18 protein-coding genes and 1 tRNA gene are annotated in these 17,575 nt (G+C 70.1%); 11 read left to right on the top strand and 8 right to left on the bottom strand.

Annotated features, from left to right (window positions below):
• Positions 1-7: 7 nt before the first annotated feature.
• Genes JOE53_RS07670 through JOE53_RS07660 form a run of 3 tightly spaced genes read right to left on the bottom strand, consistent with a single transcriptional unit; the run spans position 8 to position 2,539 of the window.
• A complete protein-coding gene (locus JOE53_RS07670) occupies positions 8-1,297 on the bottom strand; it encodes a maltokinase N-terminal cap-like domain-containing protein (RefSeq protein ID WP_204947327.1) in 1,290 nt (429 codons plus the stop codon).
• 21 nt (positions 1,298-1,318) lie between these two features.
• A complete protein-coding gene (locus JOE53_RS07665) occupies positions 1,319-1,558 on the bottom strand; it encodes a hypothetical protein (RefSeq protein ID WP_204947326.1) in 240 nt (79 codons plus the stop codon).
• A 48-nt stretch (positions 1,559-1,606) separates the two neighbouring features.
• Positions 1,607-2,539 carry a hypothetical protein gene (locus tag JOE53_RS07660; protein WP_204947325.1) on the bottom strand — a complete coding sequence of 311 codons (933 nt, stop codon included), beginning with the start codon at positions 2,537-2,539 and terminating at the stop codon, positions 1,607-1,609.
• A 102-nt stretch (positions 2,540-2,641) separates the two neighbouring features.
• Between JOE53_RS07660 and JOE53_RS07655 the strand changes: the two genes are divergently transcribed.
• The 3 genes from JOE53_RS07655 to JOE53_RS07645 are packed head-to-tail and all read left to right on the top strand — an operon-like array spanning position 2,642 to position 5,962.
• On the top strand, positions 2,642-4,105 hold the full coding sequence (locus JOE53_RS07655; RefSeq protein ID WP_204947324.1) for an ABC transporter ATP-binding protein: 1,464 nt from the start codon (positions 2,642-2,644) through the stop codon (positions 4,103-4,105).
• The gene (locus JOE53_RS07650; protein ID WP_204947323.1) at positions 4,081-5,634 is read left to right on the top strand and encodes a hypothetical protein; all 1,554 of its coding nucleotides are present in this window, start codon (positions 4,081-4,083) and stop codon (positions 5,632-5,634) included. Before JOE53_RS07655 ends, JOE53_RS07650 begins: the two co-directional genes overlap by 25 nt.
• A 55-nt stretch (positions 5,635-5,689) precedes the next feature.
• Positions 5,690-5,962: a DUF3039 domain-containing protein gene (locus tag JOE53_RS07645; RefSeq protein WP_005055043.1), complete on the top strand. Its 273-nt coding sequence runs from the start codon at positions 5,690-5,692 to the stop codon at positions 5,960-5,962.
• Between the two features lie 10 nt (positions 5,963-5,972).
• On the opposite strand, the gene JOE53_RS07640 is transcribed toward JOE53_RS07645, so the two are convergent.
• Positions 5,973-7,307, bottom strand: a complete 1,335-nt coding sequence (locus tag JOE53_RS07640; protein WP_036288451.1) for a nicotinate phosphoribosyltransferase — start codon at positions 7,305-7,307, stop codon at positions 5,973-5,975.
• Positions 7,308-7,373: 66 nt separating this feature from the next.
• Here JOE53_RS07640 and murI point away from each other — a divergent pair, with 66 nt between their 5' ends.
• The 5 genes from murI (at position 7,374) to JOE53_RS07615 (ending at position 11,429) form a co-directional block, all read left to right on the top strand.
• Complete coding sequence (murI, locus tag JOE53_RS07635) at positions 7,374-8,210, top strand: glutamate racemase (protein WP_036288448.1); 837 nt, start codon at positions 7,374-7,376, stop codon at positions 8,208-8,210.
• Positions 8,207-8,944, top strand: coding sequence for a ribonuclease PH (gene rph / locus JOE53_RS07630; protein WP_036288445.1), 738 nt, complete (start codon positions 8,207-8,209; stop codon positions 8,942-8,944). The genes murI and rph overlap by 4 nt, the downstream gene beginning before the upstream one ends.
• The gene (rdgB, locus tag JOE53_RS07625) at positions 8,941-9,585 is read left to right on the top strand and encodes an RdgB/HAM1 family non-canonical purine NTP pyrophosphatase (RefSeq protein WP_051498810.1); all 645 of its coding nucleotides are present in this window, start codon (positions 8,941-8,943) and stop codon (positions 9,583-9,585) included. Before rph ends, rdgB begins: the two co-directional genes overlap by 4 nt.
• A gap of 66 nt (positions 9,586-9,651) precedes the next feature.
• Positions 9,652-10,569 (top strand): cation diffusion facilitator family transporter, encoded by a 918-nt coding sequence (locus tag JOE53_RS07620; protein WP_204947322.1) that lies wholly within the window; start codon positions 9,652-9,654, stop codon positions 10,567-10,569.
• 56 nt (positions 10,570-10,625) lie between these two features.
• Positions 10,626-11,429 (top strand): spermidine/putrescine ABC transporter permease, encoded by an 804-nt coding sequence (locus tag JOE53_RS07615; RefSeq protein ID WP_233449509.1) that lies wholly within the window; start codon positions 10,626-10,628, stop codon positions 11,427-11,429.
• A 3-nt stretch (positions 11,430-11,432) separates the two neighbouring features.
• Here the strand turns inward: JOE53_RS07615 and JOE53_RS07610 are convergent, their stop codons facing one another.
• On the bottom strand, positions 11,433-13,865 hold the full coding sequence (locus JOE53_RS07610; RefSeq protein ID WP_204947320.1) for an ATP-dependent DNA ligase: 2,433 nt from the start codon (positions 13,863-13,865) through the stop codon (positions 11,433-11,435).
• A 59-nt stretch (positions 13,866-13,924) separates the two neighbouring features.
• On the opposite strand from JOE53_RS07610, the gene ku reads away from it, so the two are divergent.
• Complete coding sequence (ku, locus tag JOE53_RS07605; protein ID WP_204947319.1) at positions 13,925-14,773, top strand: non-homologous end joining protein Ku; 849 nt, start codon at positions 13,925-13,927, stop codon at positions 14,771-14,773.
• Position 14,774: 1 nt separating this feature from the next.
• On the opposite strand, the gene JOE53_RS07600 is transcribed toward ku, so the two are convergent.
• On the bottom strand, positions 14,775-15,500 hold the full coding sequence (locus JOE53_RS07600) for a DedA family protein (protein WP_204947318.1): 726 nt from the start codon (positions 15,498-15,500) through the stop codon (positions 14,775-14,777).
• A gap of 160 nt (positions 15,501-15,660) precedes the next feature.
• Between JOE53_RS07600 and JOE53_RS07595 the strand changes: the two genes are divergently transcribed.
• The gene (locus tag JOE53_RS07595; RefSeq protein ID WP_204947317.1) at positions 15,661-15,852 is read left to right on the top strand and encodes an Arc family DNA-binding protein; all 192 of its coding nucleotides are present in this window, start codon (positions 15,661-15,663) and stop codon (positions 15,850-15,852) included.
• Positions 15,849-16,541: a hypothetical protein gene (locus tag JOE53_RS07590; protein WP_204947316.1), complete on the top strand. Its 693-nt coding sequence runs from the start codon at positions 15,849-15,851 to the stop codon at positions 16,539-16,541. The genes JOE53_RS07595 and JOE53_RS07590 overlap by 4 nt, the downstream gene beginning before the upstream one ends.
• Positions 16,542-16,576: 35 nt before the next feature.
• On the opposite strand, the gene JOE53_RS07585 is transcribed toward JOE53_RS07590, so the two are convergent.
• Both JOE53_RS07585 and JOE53_RS07580 read right to left on the bottom strand, forming a co-directional pair.
• Positions 16,577-16,658: transfer RNA gene (locus tag JOE53_RS07585), tRNA-Leu, on the bottom strand.
• A gap of 12 nt (positions 16,659-16,670) precedes the next feature.
• Complete coding sequence (locus JOE53_RS07580; RefSeq protein ID WP_204947315.1) at positions 16,671-17,498, bottom strand: formate/nitrite transporter family protein; 828 nt, start codon at positions 17,496-17,498, stop codon at positions 16,671-16,673.
• Between the last annotated feature and the right edge of the window lie 77 nt (positions 17,499-17,575).

Genomic DNA, 17,575 nt, shown 5'->3' with positions numbered 1-17,575 from the left:
AGCGGAGTCAGTCTGCGAGCAGACGCTCGATCGCCGAGAGCGGGATCGCGAGCCAGGCGGGCCGATGCCTGGCCTCGTAGATGGCCTCGTAGACCGCTTTGTCGAGTTCGAGCGCGTTGAGCAGGATCTGGGCGGTCGCGCCTCCGGTGTCGGAGTATCCGTCGAGAAAGGCGGTACGTGCCGAGCGGGCCCAGGCGTCGGCGGCCCCGTCGACAGCGCCGTCGTGCTGCTGGGGCGCGCGCTGCAGTCGCAGCGATCCCGCGACGTAGTCGAACGAGCGCAGCATGCCGGCGATGTCGCGCAAGGCGAGATCCGGTGCGCGTCGCTCGGCGATCGGTCGCATCGGTTCCCCCTCAAAGTCGAGCAGCATCCAGCCCCGCGTCGGCGAATGCAGGACCTGGCCGAGGTGGTAGTCGCCATGCACTCGCTGCAGGGCGGGCCAGGAGGAGGCCTCGGCGGCGGCGTAGATCCGGTCGATTGCCGCCGCGTGGGCGGCGAGCGCAGGCACTTCCACCGCCGCGATGGCACGTCGTCGCCGCCACGCCGCGCTGATGGCGCGCCGGGCGACCCCGTCCGCGCGCGGGGTGGGGAACAGGCGGGCGAGATCTCGATGGACCGCGGCGGTGACCTGACCGAGGGAGGCGGCTTCGGCGGTGAAGTCGGTGTTGACGGCCGCCGCGGCCAGCGCCACCCGCCAGGCGTCCTCGACGTCGGGCAGGAACTCCTGCGCGAATGCCAGCGATCCCCGCTCTGAACCGCCGCCCGGCGCCATCGTCCAGCGGCCGTCGAGATGGCCCACGACGGGGGGAACGTGGCGGCTGCCGGCGGCTGCGAGGGCGGACTGGAGTTCGATGTCCGGGTTGATGCCCGGATGCAGGCGGCGGAACACCTTGCAGATCGTCGGCGCGGCGTCGCGTGGACGGTAGATGATCGAGGTGTTCGACTGCTCGCCGACCAGCACCTGCGACGGACCGTCCAGATCGCTGCGACCCAGTTCGGCGAGCAACGCCGAGGCGAATGCCTGATCGTGCGGTCCGTCGATCAACGCACGACCCTCGTGGACCGCGATCGTCCATGGCTCCGTGACATCGGCGGGACGGGTCACGAGCGGAACCTGATAGACGATGGCGTTCTCGTCGTCGCCGTCGGCGACGATCAGGACCTGAACGGCCGCATCCGGGTCGCCGGTCGTCAGCTCGCGTTCGTCGAGAATCCGCAGGCGGGGTGAGCGTCCGGTCGGCGAGTACCACCGCTGCTGCGGCATCCACACAGCCAGGTGCCCCAGCGTCGTCTGCATGCGTCGAGGCTAGTCAGGGGGTCACGGGCTGTCGAGGTCGCCGGTCTGATCGTTGCCGTCGCGGTCGGCCTCCGTCGAGGGCGATGACGTCGTGAGAAAGGTCTCGAGCGGAACCGAGATCGCGACGCCAGCAGCGCCGAACACACCGAGATCGTCGAACGGCGGCGGCAGCACTTCTGCCGGCTGCGGCCGTTCCCGCGGGTCTGCGGGCAGCCCGCCCCACTCGGACGGATCCTCGGGCCGACTCTGGAAGATACCCATGCGCCCATTGTGCGCGATGCGGCTGCGACGAGCGCTCGCCGCGCGGGATCACCCGGGTTCGCGGTCCCCGTCATCCGGTGTGAGGGGCCGTCCGGACTTGCGCGCGCCGCGCCGCGGAACGAGACCGGCGACGGCCGTCACGGCCGATCGCCCGCGCTCGCCGATAGTGCTGCCGGTGCGCCGGACGAAGCCGAACGCGGTGCTCTCGAGACGTGTCGCGCCCGGCCGTGGCTCGAGTTCGGCGGGGTACTGCAGCGGCGCTCCTCCGAAAGCGCGCCGGGATCCGACCACGACGCGTCGCCCGAGCAGGTGATTGCCGGTGCCGCCCACGGCGGCACCGATACCGAAGGGGAGAGCCGTGCCGATGACGGATGCGCCGCCCTTGGCGGCGAACTGACGGATGAACGCCGACTTCAGCCGGTCGACGAGAGGACCCACCGCGGCTCGAGGCAGCGACTTCGTGACGAGCTCACCCCAGTACGCGGGCCGAGACGCGCCGGAGCCGGCGATCTGCCGCCCGAGCTGGGCGACGAGATCGACGCCCTCCTTGCCGAGCATGAGCGTCAGCACGAGAGCGCGTGCGCGGTCGGGGTTCTCCACGCGGATGCCGTGCAGCTCCGCCAGCGACTGCGCGAACAGCGCCGTGGCCTCGAGGAAGCCCACCGTCTCGACGCCGGACAGCGCGAGGGTCATGCCGGTGCCGATGCCGGGCACCACGGCGGTGGCCCCCACGGCTGCGCCGCCGGTGGTCACCGCGGCGAGGTAGCGGCGTTCGAGCATGCGGACGATGTCGCTGGTCGAAGCGTCGGGGTGACGCAGGCGGATGCTGCGCAGATGTGCGATCACGGCGGGACGCTGAACCTGAAGGACCCGGTCGAGTGCGCGAATGGTCCGGGGGTGCTCGGGGGACCCCTCCGGGGGCAGGCCGCCGGCCCACGGCGCGTCATCGGGGAGCGTGTGGATGCGGGGAATCTTGGCCATGACGGCACGATCCTATGGACGGCCGCTGAAGAGCGGCTGAGCGTTGACGCGGGTGTGTGGACGATCGGGGCGATCGTCGGGTCGGCTTGCTAGGTTTGACGGGTGAGCGCCCCCCATCCGACCCCCGCGGACGACGACGACGGCGTGCACGCACTGCCGCCGCTGCCTGTCGTGCCCGCCGCCGAGGCGGCAGCTCAGCTCGATCGCCGCGACGGCGGGCGCGAAGACGAACCGGTCGCGCCGCCGCGACCGCGCCGGCCCGCGGCCACGCCCGCCGCCAAACGCGCGCCCCGGCCTCGTAAGCCGAAGGCGACACCGAGACCGACACCGACACCGCCGCCGCCGGATGTGCCGCCGGCAGTGGCGGCCGCACGATTCGAGGCCGCCGCCCCGCTGTCATCGATCGAGCCGGATGAACTCCCGCCGAGGCCTGCCGCACGGGACACCACCGCCGTGAGCGGTGCGGAGACGACGGCCGTGGAGATTTCGCCCGTCGAGCGAGAGCCCCAAACGGAGCAGCCGGAGCCCGCCGTCGAGGTCGAAGTCGACGTCGAGCACGAGGGCGATGCTGTCGCAGTGACCGAGGCGGCTGTGAGCGTCGAGGACGAGCCGGTGGGTGCGGACGACGTCCAGGCCGCACCTGAGGTTTCGCCCGAAGTCGAGGCTGACGTCGAGTCCCTCGTGGACCCGGAGCCTCTGCCCGATCCGGACGACGCGGCATCCCCGCTCGCGGAGATCCTCGCCGTCACGGCGTCGTCGACGGCGGACGACGAACGCACCGTCGACGAGTCCGTCGCGGACGAGCAGGTCGACGCGGTCCGCCTCAGCGGCGTGACGAAGACCTTCGGTGCGACCGTCGCGGTCGACGCGATCGACCTCCGGATCGCCGCCGGTACCTTCTATGGGATCGTGGGGCCCAACGGGGCGGGCAAGACGACGACGCTGTCGATGATCGCGGGTCTGCTCCGCCCCGACAGTGGCGAGATTCGCATCGCAGGTGTCGACCTGGCCTCCGCGCCGCGTCAGGCGAAGCAGAAGATGGGCATCCTCCCCGATCGGCTGCGCACCTTCGACCGGCTGACCGGTCGACAGCTGCTCCACTACTACGGCGTGCTGCGAGGGCTGCGGTCGGCGGTCGTGGAGAGCCGCACGGCCGAGCTGGCACGGGCGTTCGATCTTACCGATGCCCTGTCCCGACCGGTGTCGGACTATTCGGCCGGCATGACGAAGAAGATCATGCTCGCCGGTGCGATGATCCACTCACCGCGCGTCCTGGTGTTGGACGAACCGTTCGAGTCGGTCGACCCGGTCTCGTCCGCCGTCGTCCTCGACATCCTGTCCGCCTACGTCGCGCACGGCGGCACGGTGGTGCTCTCCAGTCACGGGATGGAGCTCGTGGAGCGCGTCTGCTCCGGACTCGCAGTGATCGTCGGAGGCCGCGTGCTCGCCGAGGGGACCGTCGACGAGGTGCGGGGGGAGCTCACTCTCGAACAGCGCTTCATCGAGCTGTCCGGCGGCATCAGCGATGCGGAGGGCCTCGAGTGGTTGCACACGTTCTCCGACTGAGGCTCGACCTCCTCCTCGGCGCTCTGCGCGCAGGTCGACGCCAGACCGTGCGCACCCTGGTCGGCGGCGCGGTGATCGCGGTGGTCGTGGTGGCGGTGTGCATCGCCGCATGGCGCCTGCACGCCTCCTCGGAGGATGCGGCTTTCGCGGTGACGATCGTCGCGGCATCCGCTCTCACCCTCGGGTTCTTCGTGACAGTCCTGGTGGGCGGCGTGGACGACCAGCTCGACCCGCGACGATTCGCCGTGGTCGGAGCCTCGCCCCGCGAGATCGCCGGGGTGACGCTGCTGGCCAGCGCGATCAGCGTGCCGGCGCTCGCCCTGATCGTCGTCGCGGTGGCGCTGAGCGCGCTGTGGACCGATCGCGGAGCTCCGGTGTGGGTGTCCATCGTCTCCGCCGTGTTGGGTGTGCTCACCTGCCTGCTGCTTGCGAAGATCGGCCTCGCCCTGGCGAGCATGGTCCGCGATCGCCGCTCGAGAGAGCTGACGGGCGTGTTCCTCATCGCCCTGATCGTCGTCGTCGTTCCCGTCGTCGTCTTCCTCGCGTCCCTGCAGTGGACGCAAGGAGTCCCGTCCGCCCTCGTCGCGGCCGTCGACCTGCTCGCGCTCACGCCTCTGGGGGCCGCCTGGGCGCTTCCCGAACGCGCGCTGAGCGGCGGCGCCGCTGCCCCCGCCGTGATCGCGGTGCTGTCGGTCGCGGTGCTTGCGGCGCTGTGGTTCTGGCTCGTCGACCGGCTGATGACGACGACGGAGCGCCCGGGGGCCGCACGTCAGCGACGCGGGCTCGGCTGGTTCGATCTGACCGGCGGCACGGCTGCCGGCGGCATCGCGGCGCGCAGCATCATCTACTGGTTCCGCGATCCGCGATATCTGGTCAACATCATCATCGTGCCGATCGCGGCGGCCCTGACGATCATCCCGCTCCTGCTGGTCGGCGTGCCGTTCGAGTTCGCGGTGCTGCTGCCGGCGCCGCTGATCGCGCTCTTCCTGGGATGGCTGCCGCACAACGACCTCGCTTACGACTCCACGGCCTTGTGGATGCACATCGCGGGGGCCGTGCGCGGTGCGGCCGACCGGGCCGGACGTCTCGTGCCGATCGCGGTCGTGGGCGTGGTCCTGTTGGCGGTAGCGGTGCCGGTGACGATCTCCCTGCATGGTCGTTGGGCGATGCTCCCCGCGATGGCGGGCGTGTGCGCCAGCCTCTTCCTGGGCGGTCTCGGATTGTCCTCGCTCACCTCGGTCATCGCCCCCTACGCCGTCTCCCGGCCGGGCGACAGTCCGTTTCAGCAGCCGCAGCGCACGGGCGGCGGACTCTCGCAGGCGGTGGTCATGTTCGGTGCGGTGCTCCTCAGCGTTCCGGCGTTGTGGTGGGCCTGGCTCGCGTTGACGGTGGACGAGAGCTGGGCGTGGACCGCGCTGTGGGGCGGCGTGGGGATCGGCGCGCTGGCGCTTTTGATCGGGATCTTCGCAGGCGGGGCCGTGTTCGACCGCACGGGCGAGCGTCTGATGGAGTTCGCCGAGTCGACGTGACCCTCTGTGCACGAACCGGTCCGGGGGCGCCCTACCGCCGATAGAATCGGTCACCATGAGCCCCCTCGACAGCCCCGACGCACCCGGTGACGGCGGCGTCGCCACCCTTGATCGCGAGCTCGAAGAGCTTCTGCGCGAGGAGAACATCGAGCCCGGCGACCACGAGCGGTTCTCGCACTACGTGAAGAAGGACAAGATCCTCGAGTCCGCGCTCACGGGCAAGCCGGTACGCGCGCTGTGCGGCAAGAAGTGGACTCCCGGTCGCGACCCGGAGAAGTTTCCGGTGTGCCCCACGTGCAAGGAGATCTACGAGTCGCTCATGAGCTGACCCGTCCCGCTCACGCGTCGATGTAGACCGTGGGCAAAGCCGGGTCGGACCGGCTCAGTGCGAGCCCTGTGACGGGAAGCTCTTCGCGAACGAGCGCGTGATGCTCCCTCGCGCGAGCGACGCCCTCGGCCCCCTCGAATGCGGGGTCGGGCTCACCGGCTTCGACGAGCGCCACCTGCAGGGCGCGCGCCTCGGGATGATCCGCGGTCGTCTGCATCTGCTCGAACCCGTCGGAGACGGCGATGAGCTCGCTCGTCGCGGTACCGCGGGACAGGGTGCGGAACGCGGCCTTGCGGCCGCCCTTGGACCCCTTGTCGGTCGAGGTCTTGGCCACTGCGACCCAACCACCCGCGGCATCCTGCCGAGCGACGAGTTTGTAGACCATCCCTGCCGTCGGCGCGCCGGAACCGGTCACCACCGACGTCCCGACGCCGTAAGCATCGACAGGGGATGCCGCGAGCGCTGCGAGGGCGAACTCGTCGAGGTCGCTCGTCACCGTGATGCGCGTTCCGGTCGCGCCGAGCTCGTCCAGCTGCGCGCGCACCTCCGCGGCGACGGTGGGCAGGTCGCCGGAGTCGATGCGCACCCCGCCCAGGCCCGTGCCGGCGACGCGAATCGCGGTCTCGACGCCGCGGCGGATGTCGTAGGTGTCGATGAGCAGCGTCGTGTCGGTGCCGTGTGCCGCGATCTGGCTGCGGAAGGCGTCCTCTTCGCTGTCGTGCAGCAGAGTCCACGCGTGGGCGGCGGTTCCCATCGTCGGGATGCCCCACTCCCGCCCTGCCTGCAGGTTGCTCGTCGCACCGAACCCGGCGATGTAAGCGGCGCGCGCGGCCGCGACGGCGGAACGCTCTCCGGCGCGGCGGGAGCCCATCTCGGCGAGGGGACGGTCCCCGGCGGCGATGCTCATGCGTGCGGCGGCGTTGGCCACCGCGGAGTCGTGGTTGAGGATGCTGAGGGCCAGCGTCTCGAGCACGACCGCTTCGGCGAAGGAGCCCTCGACGGTGAGTACCGGCGATCCCGGAAAGTACAGCTCGCCTTCGCGGTAGCCGCGGATGCTCCCGGTGAAACGGTAGTTCTCCAGATAGCGCAGGGTCTCGGCTCCGACGACGCGGTTGTCGCGGAGGTAGCGCAGCTCGTCGTCCCCGAACCGGAACGCCCGCAACTCCTGCAACAGCCGTCCGGTGCCGGCGACCACGCCGAAGCGGCGCGCTCCCGGCAGGCGCCGTCCGAACAGCTCGAACACGCAGCGGCGGGCCGCTGTCCCGTCCCGCAGGGCCGCATCGATCATGGTCAGCTCGTAGCGATCGGTGAGGAGGGCGGACGACGGGGCCTCGGCGCGGGTCATGCCGTCACTCTAGCGACGGCGCTGGTGACGTCGCCGTCAGTGCAGCGGCGGGTAGGGTGGAGAACCGTGAATGACGCACCGATCGGGATCTTCGACTCCGGTGTGGGTGGACTCACGGTGGCGCGCGCGGTCTCGCAGTTGCTGCCGCGCGAGTCGGTGCTGTACATCGGCGACACCGCGCATTCGCCCTACGGCCCCAAGCCGATCGCGGATGTCCGCCGCTACAGCCTCGAGGTGCTCGACACCCTCCTGGATCAGGGCGTGAAGATGCTGGTGATCGCCTGCAACACGGCATCCGCGGCGGTGCTGCGCGACGCGCGGGAGCGCTACGACGTGCCCGTCGTCGAGGTGATCGGGCCGGCGGTGCGGACGGCGATCTCCACCACGCGCAACCGCCGTGTGGGCGTCATCGGCACGGTCGGCACGATCGGCTCGGGCGTCTACCAGGACATGCTCGGCGTCAACGAGGATCTGTCGGTGTTCACACAGGCGTGCCCGCGGTTCGTCGAGTTCGTCGAGGCGGGTGTGACCGGGTCAGCGGAAGTGCTCACCGTCGCCGAGGAGTACCTCGCGCCGCTGCGCCACGCCGGAGTGGACACCCTGGTGCTCGGCTGCACGCACTACCCCTTCCTGGAGGGCGCCATCAGCTACGTGATGGGGCCGGACGTCTCGCTCGTCTCGAGCGACACCGAGACCGCCAAGGACGTCTACCGCCAGCTCGTCTCGCGTGACCTGCTGGCCGGGCCGGATGCCGTGGCCACCCATGTCTACGAAGCGACCGGCGACTCCGCCGACGACTTCATCCGTCTCGCCGATCGGCTGATGGGCCGCGGCGTGTCCAGCGTGCGCCTGGTGCAGACCGGCGCCATCGACCTCCCGCACCCCTGGAAGGGGACCCCATGACTGATTCCACCACCCGCGCCGACGGCCGCACCCCCGATCAGCTGCGTCCCGTCACCATCGAACGCGGCTGGTCCGCGCACGCCGAAGGCTCGGCGCTGATCTCCTTCGGCGGCACGAAGGTGCTGTGCACGGCATCCTTCACCGGCGGTGTGCCGCGATGGCTCACCGGCAAGGGCAAGGGGTGGGTGACCGCGGAGTACGCGATGCTGCCGCGTGCGACGAACTCACGCAACGACCGGGAAGCCGTCAAGGGCAAGATCGGCGGACGCACCCACGAGATCTCGCGCCTGATCGGGCGCGCGCTGCGCGCCGTCGTCGACACCAAGGCGCTGGGCGAGAACACGATCGTCATCGACTGCGACGTGCTGCAGGCCGATGGCGGCACCCGCACCGCCGCCATCACGGGCGCCTACGTCGCCCTCGCCGACGCGATCGAGTGGGGGCGGGCCAAGGGGCTGGTCGGCAAGAACGCCAAGGTGCTGCTCGACTCGGTCGCGGCGGTGTCGGTGGGCATCATCGACGGCGAGCCCATGCTCGACCTCGCCTACGTCGAAGACGTGCGCGCCGAGACGGACATGAACGTCGTGGTCACCGGGCACGGCCTGTTCGTCGAGGTGCAGGGGACGGCGGAAGGTGCGCCCTTCGACAAGCGCGAACTCGATGCTCTGCTCGAACTGGGCGTGGCGGGTTGCGCCGATCTGCGCGACGCGCAGATCGAGGTGCTCGCGTCGTGATCGGTGTTGCGAACTCCTCCGCGGCGGGCGACGGCGTCCGCCGCATCGTGCTGGCGACCCACAATCCGCACAAGGTGGAGGAGTTCGGTGCGATCGTCGCGCGCGTGCGCCCCGACCTCGAGGTGATCGGTTATGACGGCCCCGAGCCCGTCGAGGACGGCGTGACCTTCGCGGCGAACGCCCTCATCAAGGCGCGAGCCGCCGCGGCGCACACCGGGTTGCCGGCGCTCGCGGACGACTCCGGCGTGTGCGTGGACGTGCTCGGCGGTGCCCCCGGTGTGTTCTCCGCGTACTGGGCCGGGCACCGCAAGGACGCGCGGGCCAACCGGGAGCTGTTGCTCGATCAGCTCTCCGACATCGCCGACCCGCATCGCACCGCTCAGTTCGTCTCGACCATCGCTCTGGTCGTTCCGGGGCCAGGCGGTGTCTTCCGTGAGGAAACGGTGGAAGGCGTCTGGCCGGGAAGACTCGCGACCGCTCCGTCGGGTACGGGCGGGTTCGGCTACGACCCGATCTTCCTGCCCGACGACCAGGGCGGGCGATCGGCCGCTGACCTGTCGCCGGCGGAGAAGAACGCCGCATCGCACCGGGCTCGCGCCTTCGTCGCGCTGGCTCCGCTGCTGAGCACGCTGGAGCGATAACCGCTTTCATTCCCGACTAGGCGAAAGCTGCCGCGTGAAGGCTGAGCGCGGCCTAGCCTCGTTCCTATGCACGATCACGCACCGACCGGCATCCGTGGCGCGAGCAATCGCCGCCTGCTCACGATCTCGCTCTGTCTCACCGCAACCGTCATGCTGGTGCAGGTCGTCGGCGCCCTCCTGACCGGGTCGCTCGCTTTGCTGGCCGACGCGGCGCACATGTTCACGGACTCGTCCGCACTCGTGGTCGCACTGATCGCCTCGACCGTGGCCGCGCGTCCTGCGAACGACCGCAACACCTACGGCTACCAGCGCGCCGAGGTGTTCGGCGCGCTGGTCAACGCGGTGATCCTGATCGCGCTGATGGTGTGGATCGCCGTCGAGGCGGTGCAGCGACTGCTCGCTCCGTCGGAGGTCGAGGTGGCCGGAGCGCTGATGCTGCTCATCGCCGCCGTCGGCCTCGTCGCCAACGCCGTGTCGATGTACCTTCTCAGCGCCGCGCAGCGCCGCAGCATCAACGTGCGCGGCGCGTACATCGAGGTGCTCGGAGATCTCATCGGCTCGGCGCTGGTGATCGTCGCCGCCGTCGTCATCTGGACGACGGGATGGATGCCGGCCGACGCGCTGGCGTCGCTGCTCATCGCGGTGATGATCCTGCCACGCGCGATCGGACTGCTGCGCGAGGTGTTCTCGGTGCTGGGCGAGCGCGCGCCGCGGGGGACCGAGGTCGCGGAGATCCGCGATCACATCCTCGGCGAGGACGGCGTCGTCGACGTGCACGACGTGCACGTGTGGCAGCTCACCCGTGGCGCTCCGGTCTTCACCGCGCACGTCGTCGTCAGCGACGATCTGCTTGCCGGGGGATCGGCGGGAACGGGCGCGCTGCTGTCCCGCCTGCAGGGGTGCCTGTCCCGACACTTCGACGTGGAGCACTCGACCTTCCAGTTCGAGCCCGCCGGTCATCGGGAGCACGAGGCGCACGTCTGACACGCGCAACGGCTGCCAGCGACGCATCGCGTCGACGATATGTCACGATGCAGAGCATGGATGCCGCCACACGCGAGGAGTTCGCGACGCTGCGCCGACGCGCGTACGGGCCGACCCCCGACATCGCCGACGACCCGCCGGCGCTCGCGCGGCTTCGCGAACTCGAGCAGCGCCAGGGCCGCGGTTTTGCCGCCGGGCAGTCGGCACGGATGGCGGAGGCCGAGCGCCTGTTCGGACCGCCGGTGCCGCGACCGGAGAGTGCCGTGCCGGAGACGCCTGCGCCCGCCGGGGACGCGGCCGCTGTCGGCGTTGCTGAGCCGCACGGGCCCGGGCAGCACTATCGCTCGTCGCCGACCCCTCCGCCGATCGGCCGTGCGCTGCTCATCGGGTGGGCTGCGTCGATCGTGGTCGTCGCGATCGTCGTGGGCGCGCTCGTGTTCGCACTGGCGTCGCTGCGACCGGTGTCGGCGGTCACCGGTGCCCGTCAGGTCGCGAGCCTGGACCAGCCGACGGCGGACGTGTCGATGGTGCTGCCGTGGGCGCGCAACGGCGACCGGGGTACCACCTACAGCTTCGCTGGTCTGCTCATCGTCGTGTCCTCCGGCGAGAACCGCGGGTTCGAGGGGGAGTGCGTCACCGTGCTCCAAGACGTGCCGGACGTCGCAGGCTCCCAGATCGGCAACAGCGCGTGCAGCGCGAGCCCCTTTCACCCGGCGGTGTCCGTCCACGTCGACCGCGGCAGCTCGGAAGAACTGACGGCAGCCTTCCCCGTCGGCACGGTGCTTCAGTTTGAGTGGGACGGCACCGCCGTGGGGGTCTTCGCCGCGGACCCGCCTGCGCCGACTAGTGCGCCGGCGTGAGGGCTACTCCTCGCGGCGAACGTCCATCGGCTGCTTGTCGGTGCGGAGCCCTCGCCACCGGGCGTGACGGAGTGTGCCGTTCGGAGTGAACTCCGCGAACTCGACCTCGCCGACCAGCTCCGGGTGTAGCCAGAGAGCGTCCGCGGCGTCGGCCGCAGGGACACCCACGAAGGGGTTGGCGTCGGTGCGCAGCGGCTGCAGCCGGCTCTCCAGGCGGGCGAGCTCGCGGTCGGTGAACCCCGAGCCCACGCGGCCGACATAGCGCAGGCCTCCGGCATCCGGGATGCCGAGCAGCAACGATCCGATGCCGCCGCGTCGTTCGCCCTTTCCGGGACGAATGCCGCCGATCACGACCTCCTGCGTAGCCGTCAGCTTGACCTTGAGCCATCGTTCGGAGCGGATGCCGCGTCGATATGGCGACTGCGGATCCTTCACGACGACACCTTCCAACCGCAGGTCGGCGGCAGCCGTCAACGCGTCGGCGATGTCATCGGTGACGGGCGGCACGACGAGCGGCGATGCGGCGTCTGCCGTCACCGACTCGAGCAGTTCTCGTCTTTCGCGGAGGGGTCGCTCTGCGATGTCGTCGTCGCCGATGCGCAGCAGGTCGAAGACGAAGTAGTGCACGGGCGTGGCGGTGGCTTCGCGGGCGATGTCGCGGGCGCCGGTGAGATGCATCCGCGACTGCAGTCGCGTGAAGCTCGGGTGCCCGGCGGCATCGAGCGCGACGATCTCGCCGTCGAACACGGCGGGCAGCGCGCCGAGCCCGAGGTCTGCGGCGGTGAGCTCGGGATAGCGCTCGGTGATGTCGACGCCGCTGCGTGCACGCAGCCGCATCCGCTCGCCATCCCATGTCGCGACGGCCCGGATGCCGTCCCACTTGAACTCGACCCACGGGAGGCCGCCCCAGCGTCGGGCCGCGGAGGTGGCCAGCGCGGGTGTCGACGACACGGCGAGCATCGGCGCCGCGCTGTCGCGAGACGAGCGAGACGGCATGCGCTGACCGGCGCGGGCAGCGGCCACGGCGCCCGTCGCCGCATCCTTCCCCGCCGGCTTCGTGCGGTGCAGCAGCCACTGCGACTTCTCGCCGGCGCCCGACGTGCGGATCAGGGCGAGGCGCACGCGTCCGAGCGGTCCGCCGGGACGACCGGTGAGGGTCGCGATGACCTCGTCATCCCGCCATTTCTCCACGGTGAAGGTGCCGGAATCCCACACGGTCATGGCACCCGCCCCGTACTCGCCGGCGGGAATCTCGCCGGCGAACGTCAGGTACTCGATCGGGTGCGGTTCGGTCATCACCGCCAGGTGGTTGCGGTCGGGAGAATCGGGGATGCCGCGAGGCACCGCCCAGCTCACGAGCACGCCGTCGCGCTCGAGCCTGAGGTCCCAATGCAGCCGCGACGCGTGGTGCTCCTGAATCACGAACCGCCATGTTCGCGCCGAGCCGCCATGATTCGGCGCGTCAGAACGTGGCGGCTCGACGGAAGAATGGCGGCTCGGCGGGAAGGGCTCGGGCGTTGCGGAGGGGGTGCGCTTGGCCACGTACTCGGCGAGCGGATCGGGGGCGGCGGGGGCGAGGGGGGCGAGCAGGTCGCCGTCGACCGCGACGCGCGCGAGCACCTCGTCCAGGACGAGATGGTGCAACTCGGGGTCGTCGAGCTCGGCCCAGGTGCGCGGAGCCGCGACGGTCGGTTGGGCGCGCCCGCGGAGCGAATACGGGGCGATGGTGGTCTTCGCCGCGTTGTTCTGCGACCAGTCGACGAACACCTTGCCGGGACGGGCGGCCTTGCTCATCGCGCTGACGACGAGATCGGGATCGTCCGCTTCCAGGGCGCGTGCCAGTTCGCGGGCGAACGCCGAGATCTCGTCGCTGGATCGCGTCGTGTCCAGCGAGGCATACAGGTGAATACCCTTGGATCCGCTCGTCACCGGCGACGGCTCCATGCCCATGTCCGACAGGATGCCGCGGGCCCGTCGTGCCACCTCCGCGCATTCGGCGAGCCCGACGCCGGGGCCCGGGTCGAGGTCGAGCACGAGGCGGTCGGGGTATCCGCGCCCGCCGTGGTCGAAGCGCCACTGCGGCGTGTGGAGTTCGAGGCTCGCGACCTGCGCGAGGTAGACGAGTCCGGCGACGTCGGCGACCAGAGGGTAGTCCTTCGCTCCGCCGGAATGGTCGATCGGGTGTCGCGGCATCCAATCGGGCGCGCCGGCTTCGAGGTCTTTCGCGAAGAAGGGCGCCTCGCCCGTGCCCTCCGGCCAGCGCAGCCGCGTCACCGGCCTGCCGGCCAGGTGCGGCAGCATCACGGGAGCGATGCGCGAGTAGTAGTCGATCACCTCGGCCTTGGTGGTGCCGGTGGCAGGATAGAGCACCTTGTCGAGGTTGGTCAGACGCAGGCGACGCCCGCCGACGTCGACCACCTGCGCTGACTGTGCCATGGCGCCAGGCTAGCGTCCAGCCCCTGGCGTCGGCCGCCGCGAGCCGGTTGGATGGCCCCATGAGAGCGATCTGGAAGGGCGCGTTGACGTTCGGCCTCGTCAACGTGCCGGTGAAGGTGTACTCGGCGATCGAGGACCACGACGTGCCGCTGCACCAGGTGCACGCGGCCGACGGCGGGCGTATCCGGTATCAGCGCATCTGCGAGCTCGACGGCGAGGTCGTGCCCTACGCCGACATCGACAAGGCATACGACGATGGCGAGCGCACCGTGGTGCTCACGGCGGAGGACCTCGCCGCACTGCCGTCGGAGCGCAGCCGCGAGATCGAGGTGGTCGAGTTCGTCCCCAGCGACCAGATCGATCTGCTGACGCTCGACCGGCCGTACTATCTCGAGCCCGACTCGTCGTCGCCCAAGGCGTACGTGCTGCTGCGCAAGACCCTGGAACGCACCGATCGGACGGCCGTCGTGCGTTTCTCACTGCGGCAGAAGACGAGACTGGCCGCCCTGCGCGTGCGCGGCGATGTGCTCGTCCTGCAGACGCTGCTGTGGGCCGACGAAGTACGCGAGGCGACCTTTGCCGCTCTCGACGAGCCGGTGAAGATCTCCGACAAGGAACTGGAGCTGTCGGCATCCCTCGTGGAGAGCTTCTCGGCCGACTTCGATCCCGACCAGTTCGTCGACGAGTACCAGCAGGAGCTGCGCACCCTCATCGACGCCAAGCTGGAGAAGGGCGATGCCCTCGACACGTCCGAGACCTTCGGCGAGAAGGGCGAGAGGGATGCCGGGGGTGAGGTCATCGACCTGATGGCGGCGCTGAAGGCCAGCGTCGAGCGCAGTCGCGCGGCGCGTGCCGGCAACGACGAGGTGGCCCCGCCCAAGAAGGGCAGGGCCACCAAAGCATCCTGAGTCAGGCCGCGGGAGTGCCGTCTTCGAGGGGCTCGACCGTCTCGGCCGGCGTACCGGACTGCTGCTCGTTCTTCACCTTGCGGCGCTCGGAGAAGTAGTGCCAGACGGTCACCAGTGCGGTGCCGCCAACAGCCGCGAGAAGGATCAGGTCGATGTAGTGCTCGACGAAGGTGGCCACCGGCGGGATGAAGCCGATCAGGTACCCGAACATCGTCAGGCCGAAGCCCCAGAGGATGGCGCCGATCAGGTTGTACAGCGAGTACTTGCGCCACGGCATGTGACCGACGCCGGCGGCCACCGGGGCGAAGGTGCGGACGATCGGCACGAAGCGGGCGAGGATGACGGTCAGGCCGCCGTACCGCTCGAAGAACGCGTTGGTGCGCTCCACGTTCTTGCGGCTGAACAAGCCGGATTCCTTGCGCTCGAAGACGGCGGGTCCGCCCTTGTGCCCGATGAAGTACCCGACCTCACCGCCGATGAAGGCCGCGAGGCCGATGAGCAATGCCACCCACCACACGCTGATGCCGAAGATGCCGTGCGGCGTGGTCGCGGTGGCGTGCGACAGCAGGCCCGAGATGACGAGCAGGGTGTCGCCCGGCAGCAGGAAGCCGACGAGGAGACCCGTCTCGGCGAAGACGATGAAGCAGACCACCAGCAGGGCCCACGGGCCCGCGTTCTGGATGATGGCCGCAGGATCGAGCCAGGGGATGAGGGCGAGAGCGTGCACAGAGTTCCCGTCGGTAGATCGGCGGTGGAGGGGCCCGCTCCGAGAGGTGAGCGGTCGCGGTCAGTCTACCGGGGCGGTTCCCGAGTGATTGCGGTGAATCGGCTGATCAATCCAGGCGCGAATCGTTGAGCGGTCCCAGCTAGATTGCTAGCATGCTGTCATGCCCCTCGACCCCATCGCCGGTCGCGCCGACAAGGCGCAGTTCAACGTCTATCTCCCGCGTGCGCTCATCACGCAGGTCAAACACCGGGCAATCGATGAAGGGCTGAGTCTCAGCAGCTTCGTCGAGCGGGTGCTGCAGGCCTCTCTCGACACTCCATCCTCGACCCGTCAGAAGGGAGATCTCTCATGATCGTCAGTCGTCCCGTGCAGTACACCTCCGACGTTGCCGGATACCGGCGCCTGTTCGCGGCGCTGGGGCTGGTCGCTCTCGTGGAGGAGGCGGACTGGTCGGTCTACGCGGCGGGAGACGGGCGCGTCGCGCTGCACCGCGTGGAGCCGGGTGACCCGCTGGACGGCCTCGCCGCGTTGGGCTTCGAGTCCGACGACCTGGATGCCGCGGCCAACGCCTTCGGTGATCCGGCCCGGCGCTTCGTCGCGGACAACGGTGCATCGGGCGTCGCGATCGCCGGCGAGCTCGAGCTCGTGGTGCTCGAGCTCGCCCCGGGGGAGCGGCGCGGAACGCAGGGCTTGCGCGCGCTCGGCCTCTGGGTGAGTGCGCATGTGGATGCCGCAGCATCCGTGCTGGAGCGTCTGGGACTGCGCGCCGAGGTGCGCAGCGACAGCGGCCGGTGGGTGCAGCTCGTGGCGGATGCCGGGCTTGCGGCCGTGCACGACGGCGATGTGCCTGCGGCGCAGGTGTCGTTCGAGTACGAGGGTGATGTGGACGAGCTGGCCGCGCGGGTGCGCGCGGAGGGAGTGGACGCGCACGTCGTGGACGAGTCGTATGGGCGGACGCTTCTGATCCCGCGACCGGAGGGCGGCGAGCCGATCTGGATCAATGAACGCCAAAGCGACCTTTACGGCTACACCGCGCTCTGATCGGGCGTCGGTGCGCCCCTCCGTCCATGCTTCTGTGCGGAAGGTGGGACTTGAACCCACACGCCCGAAGGCACAGGAACCTAAATCCTGCGTGTCTGCCGATTTCACCACTTCCGCGCGGGAGTCAGTCTATCCGGCGGCGTCGGCCGTTTCGGGGGCGTGGGTGGCAGTGAGGGCCGCCACGCGGGGGCGACCGCCCACGATCCAGTAGCCGAGTCCGACGACGATGCCGCCGCCGACGAGGTTGCCGAGCCCCACCCACAGCATGTTGTTCGCGAACAGGCCCCACGTGAAGTGGGGGTCGCCGCTGAACAGGCCGATACCGTAGGTGGTCATGTTCGCCACGACGTGCTCGAAGCCCGAGCTGATGAAGGCGAGGATCGCGGCGAAGATCAGCAGGATCTTGGCCACGTCGGAGCGCACGCGCGCGCACATCCAGATCGCGAGGCACACGAGGACGTTGCAGAGGATGCCGCGGACGAACAGCTGCAGCGGTGCTTCTTCCGCCTTGGCGGCGAGCATGTCGGCGAGCATCTTGCCGGCGGGAGCGTTGGCGTGCAGCACGCCCGAGGCCACGATCAGCCCGGCGAAGATGAGGGCACCGACGAGGTTGGCGACGAAGGTCGCGAGCATTGTGCCGATCGCACGCCACCAGCCCACCGCGCCCATGAGCGCCCCCTGGGGGAGGATCATCATCGCGCTCGTGAGCAGGTCGGCGCCGGCGAAGACGACGAGCGTGAGGGCGACGCCGAAGACGAGTCCCGACACGAGCTTCGCGAGCCCGTCTCCGGCGGCCAGGAGCGGCCCGGCGGTCGCGACCATCAGCACGACGCCGATGCCGATATACGCACCGGCGAGCATGCCGGAGACGGCGAAGCGGCCGGGGGAGCGCACTCCCTCGGACTTGTGGACCGCGGCGTCGGCCTGCACCTGCAGAGTCTCGGGAATCGTGAGCACGGTGTGAGTCTACGAAGAGTGGTCGGACCACATGGGATGGATGGGCTGTGGATAATCGCTGCCGCTGCTGAGGCGCG

It is taken from the genome of Microbacterium laevaniformans (assembly GCF_016907555.1).
GTDB lineage: Bacteria > Actinomycetota > Actinomycetes > Actinomycetales > Microbacteriaceae > Microbacterium > Microbacterium laevaniformans.
The sequence above is the reverse complement of the archived record's forward strand: the minus strand, read 5'-3'. Positions and strand labels throughout refer to the sequence as shown.

Excerpts from the sequence above, each read along its gene's own strand:
- JOE53_RS07670 (WP_204947327.1), bottom strand. The coding sequence starts at position 1,297 with ATGCAGACGACGCTGGGGCACCTGGCTGTGTGGATGCCGCAGCAGCGG.
- JOE53_RS07665 (WP_204947326.1), bottom strand. The coding sequence starts at position 1,558 with ATGGGTATCTTCCAGAGTCGGCCCGAGGATCCGTCCGAGTGGGGCGGG.
- JOE53_RS07660 (WP_204947325.1), bottom strand. The coding sequence starts at position 2,539 with ATGGCCAAGATTCCCCGCATCCACACGCTCCCCGATGACGCGCCGTGG.
- JOE53_RS07645 (WP_005055043.1), top strand. The coding sequence starts at position 5,690 with ATGAGCCCCCTCGACAGCCCCGACGCACCCGGTGACGGCGGCGTCGCC.
- JOE53_RS07640 (WP_036288451.1), bottom strand. The coding sequence starts at position 7,307 with ATGACCCGCGCCGAGGCCCCGTCGTCCGCCCTCCTCACCGATCGCTAC.
- rph (WP_036288445.1), top strand. The coding sequence starts at position 8,207 with ATGACTGATTCCACCACCCGCGCCGACGGCCGCACCCCCGATCAGCTG.
- JOE53_RS07620 (WP_204947322.1), top strand. The coding sequence starts at position 9,652 with ATGCACGATCACGCACCGACCGGCATCCGTGGCGCGAGCAATCGCCGC.
- JOE53_RS07615 (WP_233449509.1), top strand. The coding sequence starts at position 10,626 with ATGGATGCCGCCACACGCGAGGAGTTCGCGACGCTGCGCCGACGCGCG.
- JOE53_RS07610 (WP_204947320.1), bottom strand. The coding sequence starts at position 13,865 with ATGGCACAGTCAGCGCAGGTGGTCGACGTCGGCGGGCGTCGCCTGCGT.
- ku (WP_204947319.1), top strand. The coding sequence starts at position 13,925 with ATGAGAGCGATCTGGAAGGGCGCGTTGACGTTCGGCCTCGTCAACGTG.
- JOE53_RS07595 (WP_204947317.1), top strand. The coding sequence starts at position 15,661 with ATGCCCCTCGACCCCATCGCCGGTCGCGCCGACAAGGCGCAGTTCAAC.
- JOE53_RS07590 (WP_204947316.1), top strand. The coding sequence starts at position 15,849 with ATGATCGTCAGTCGTCCCGTGCAGTACACCTCCGACGTTGCCGGATAC.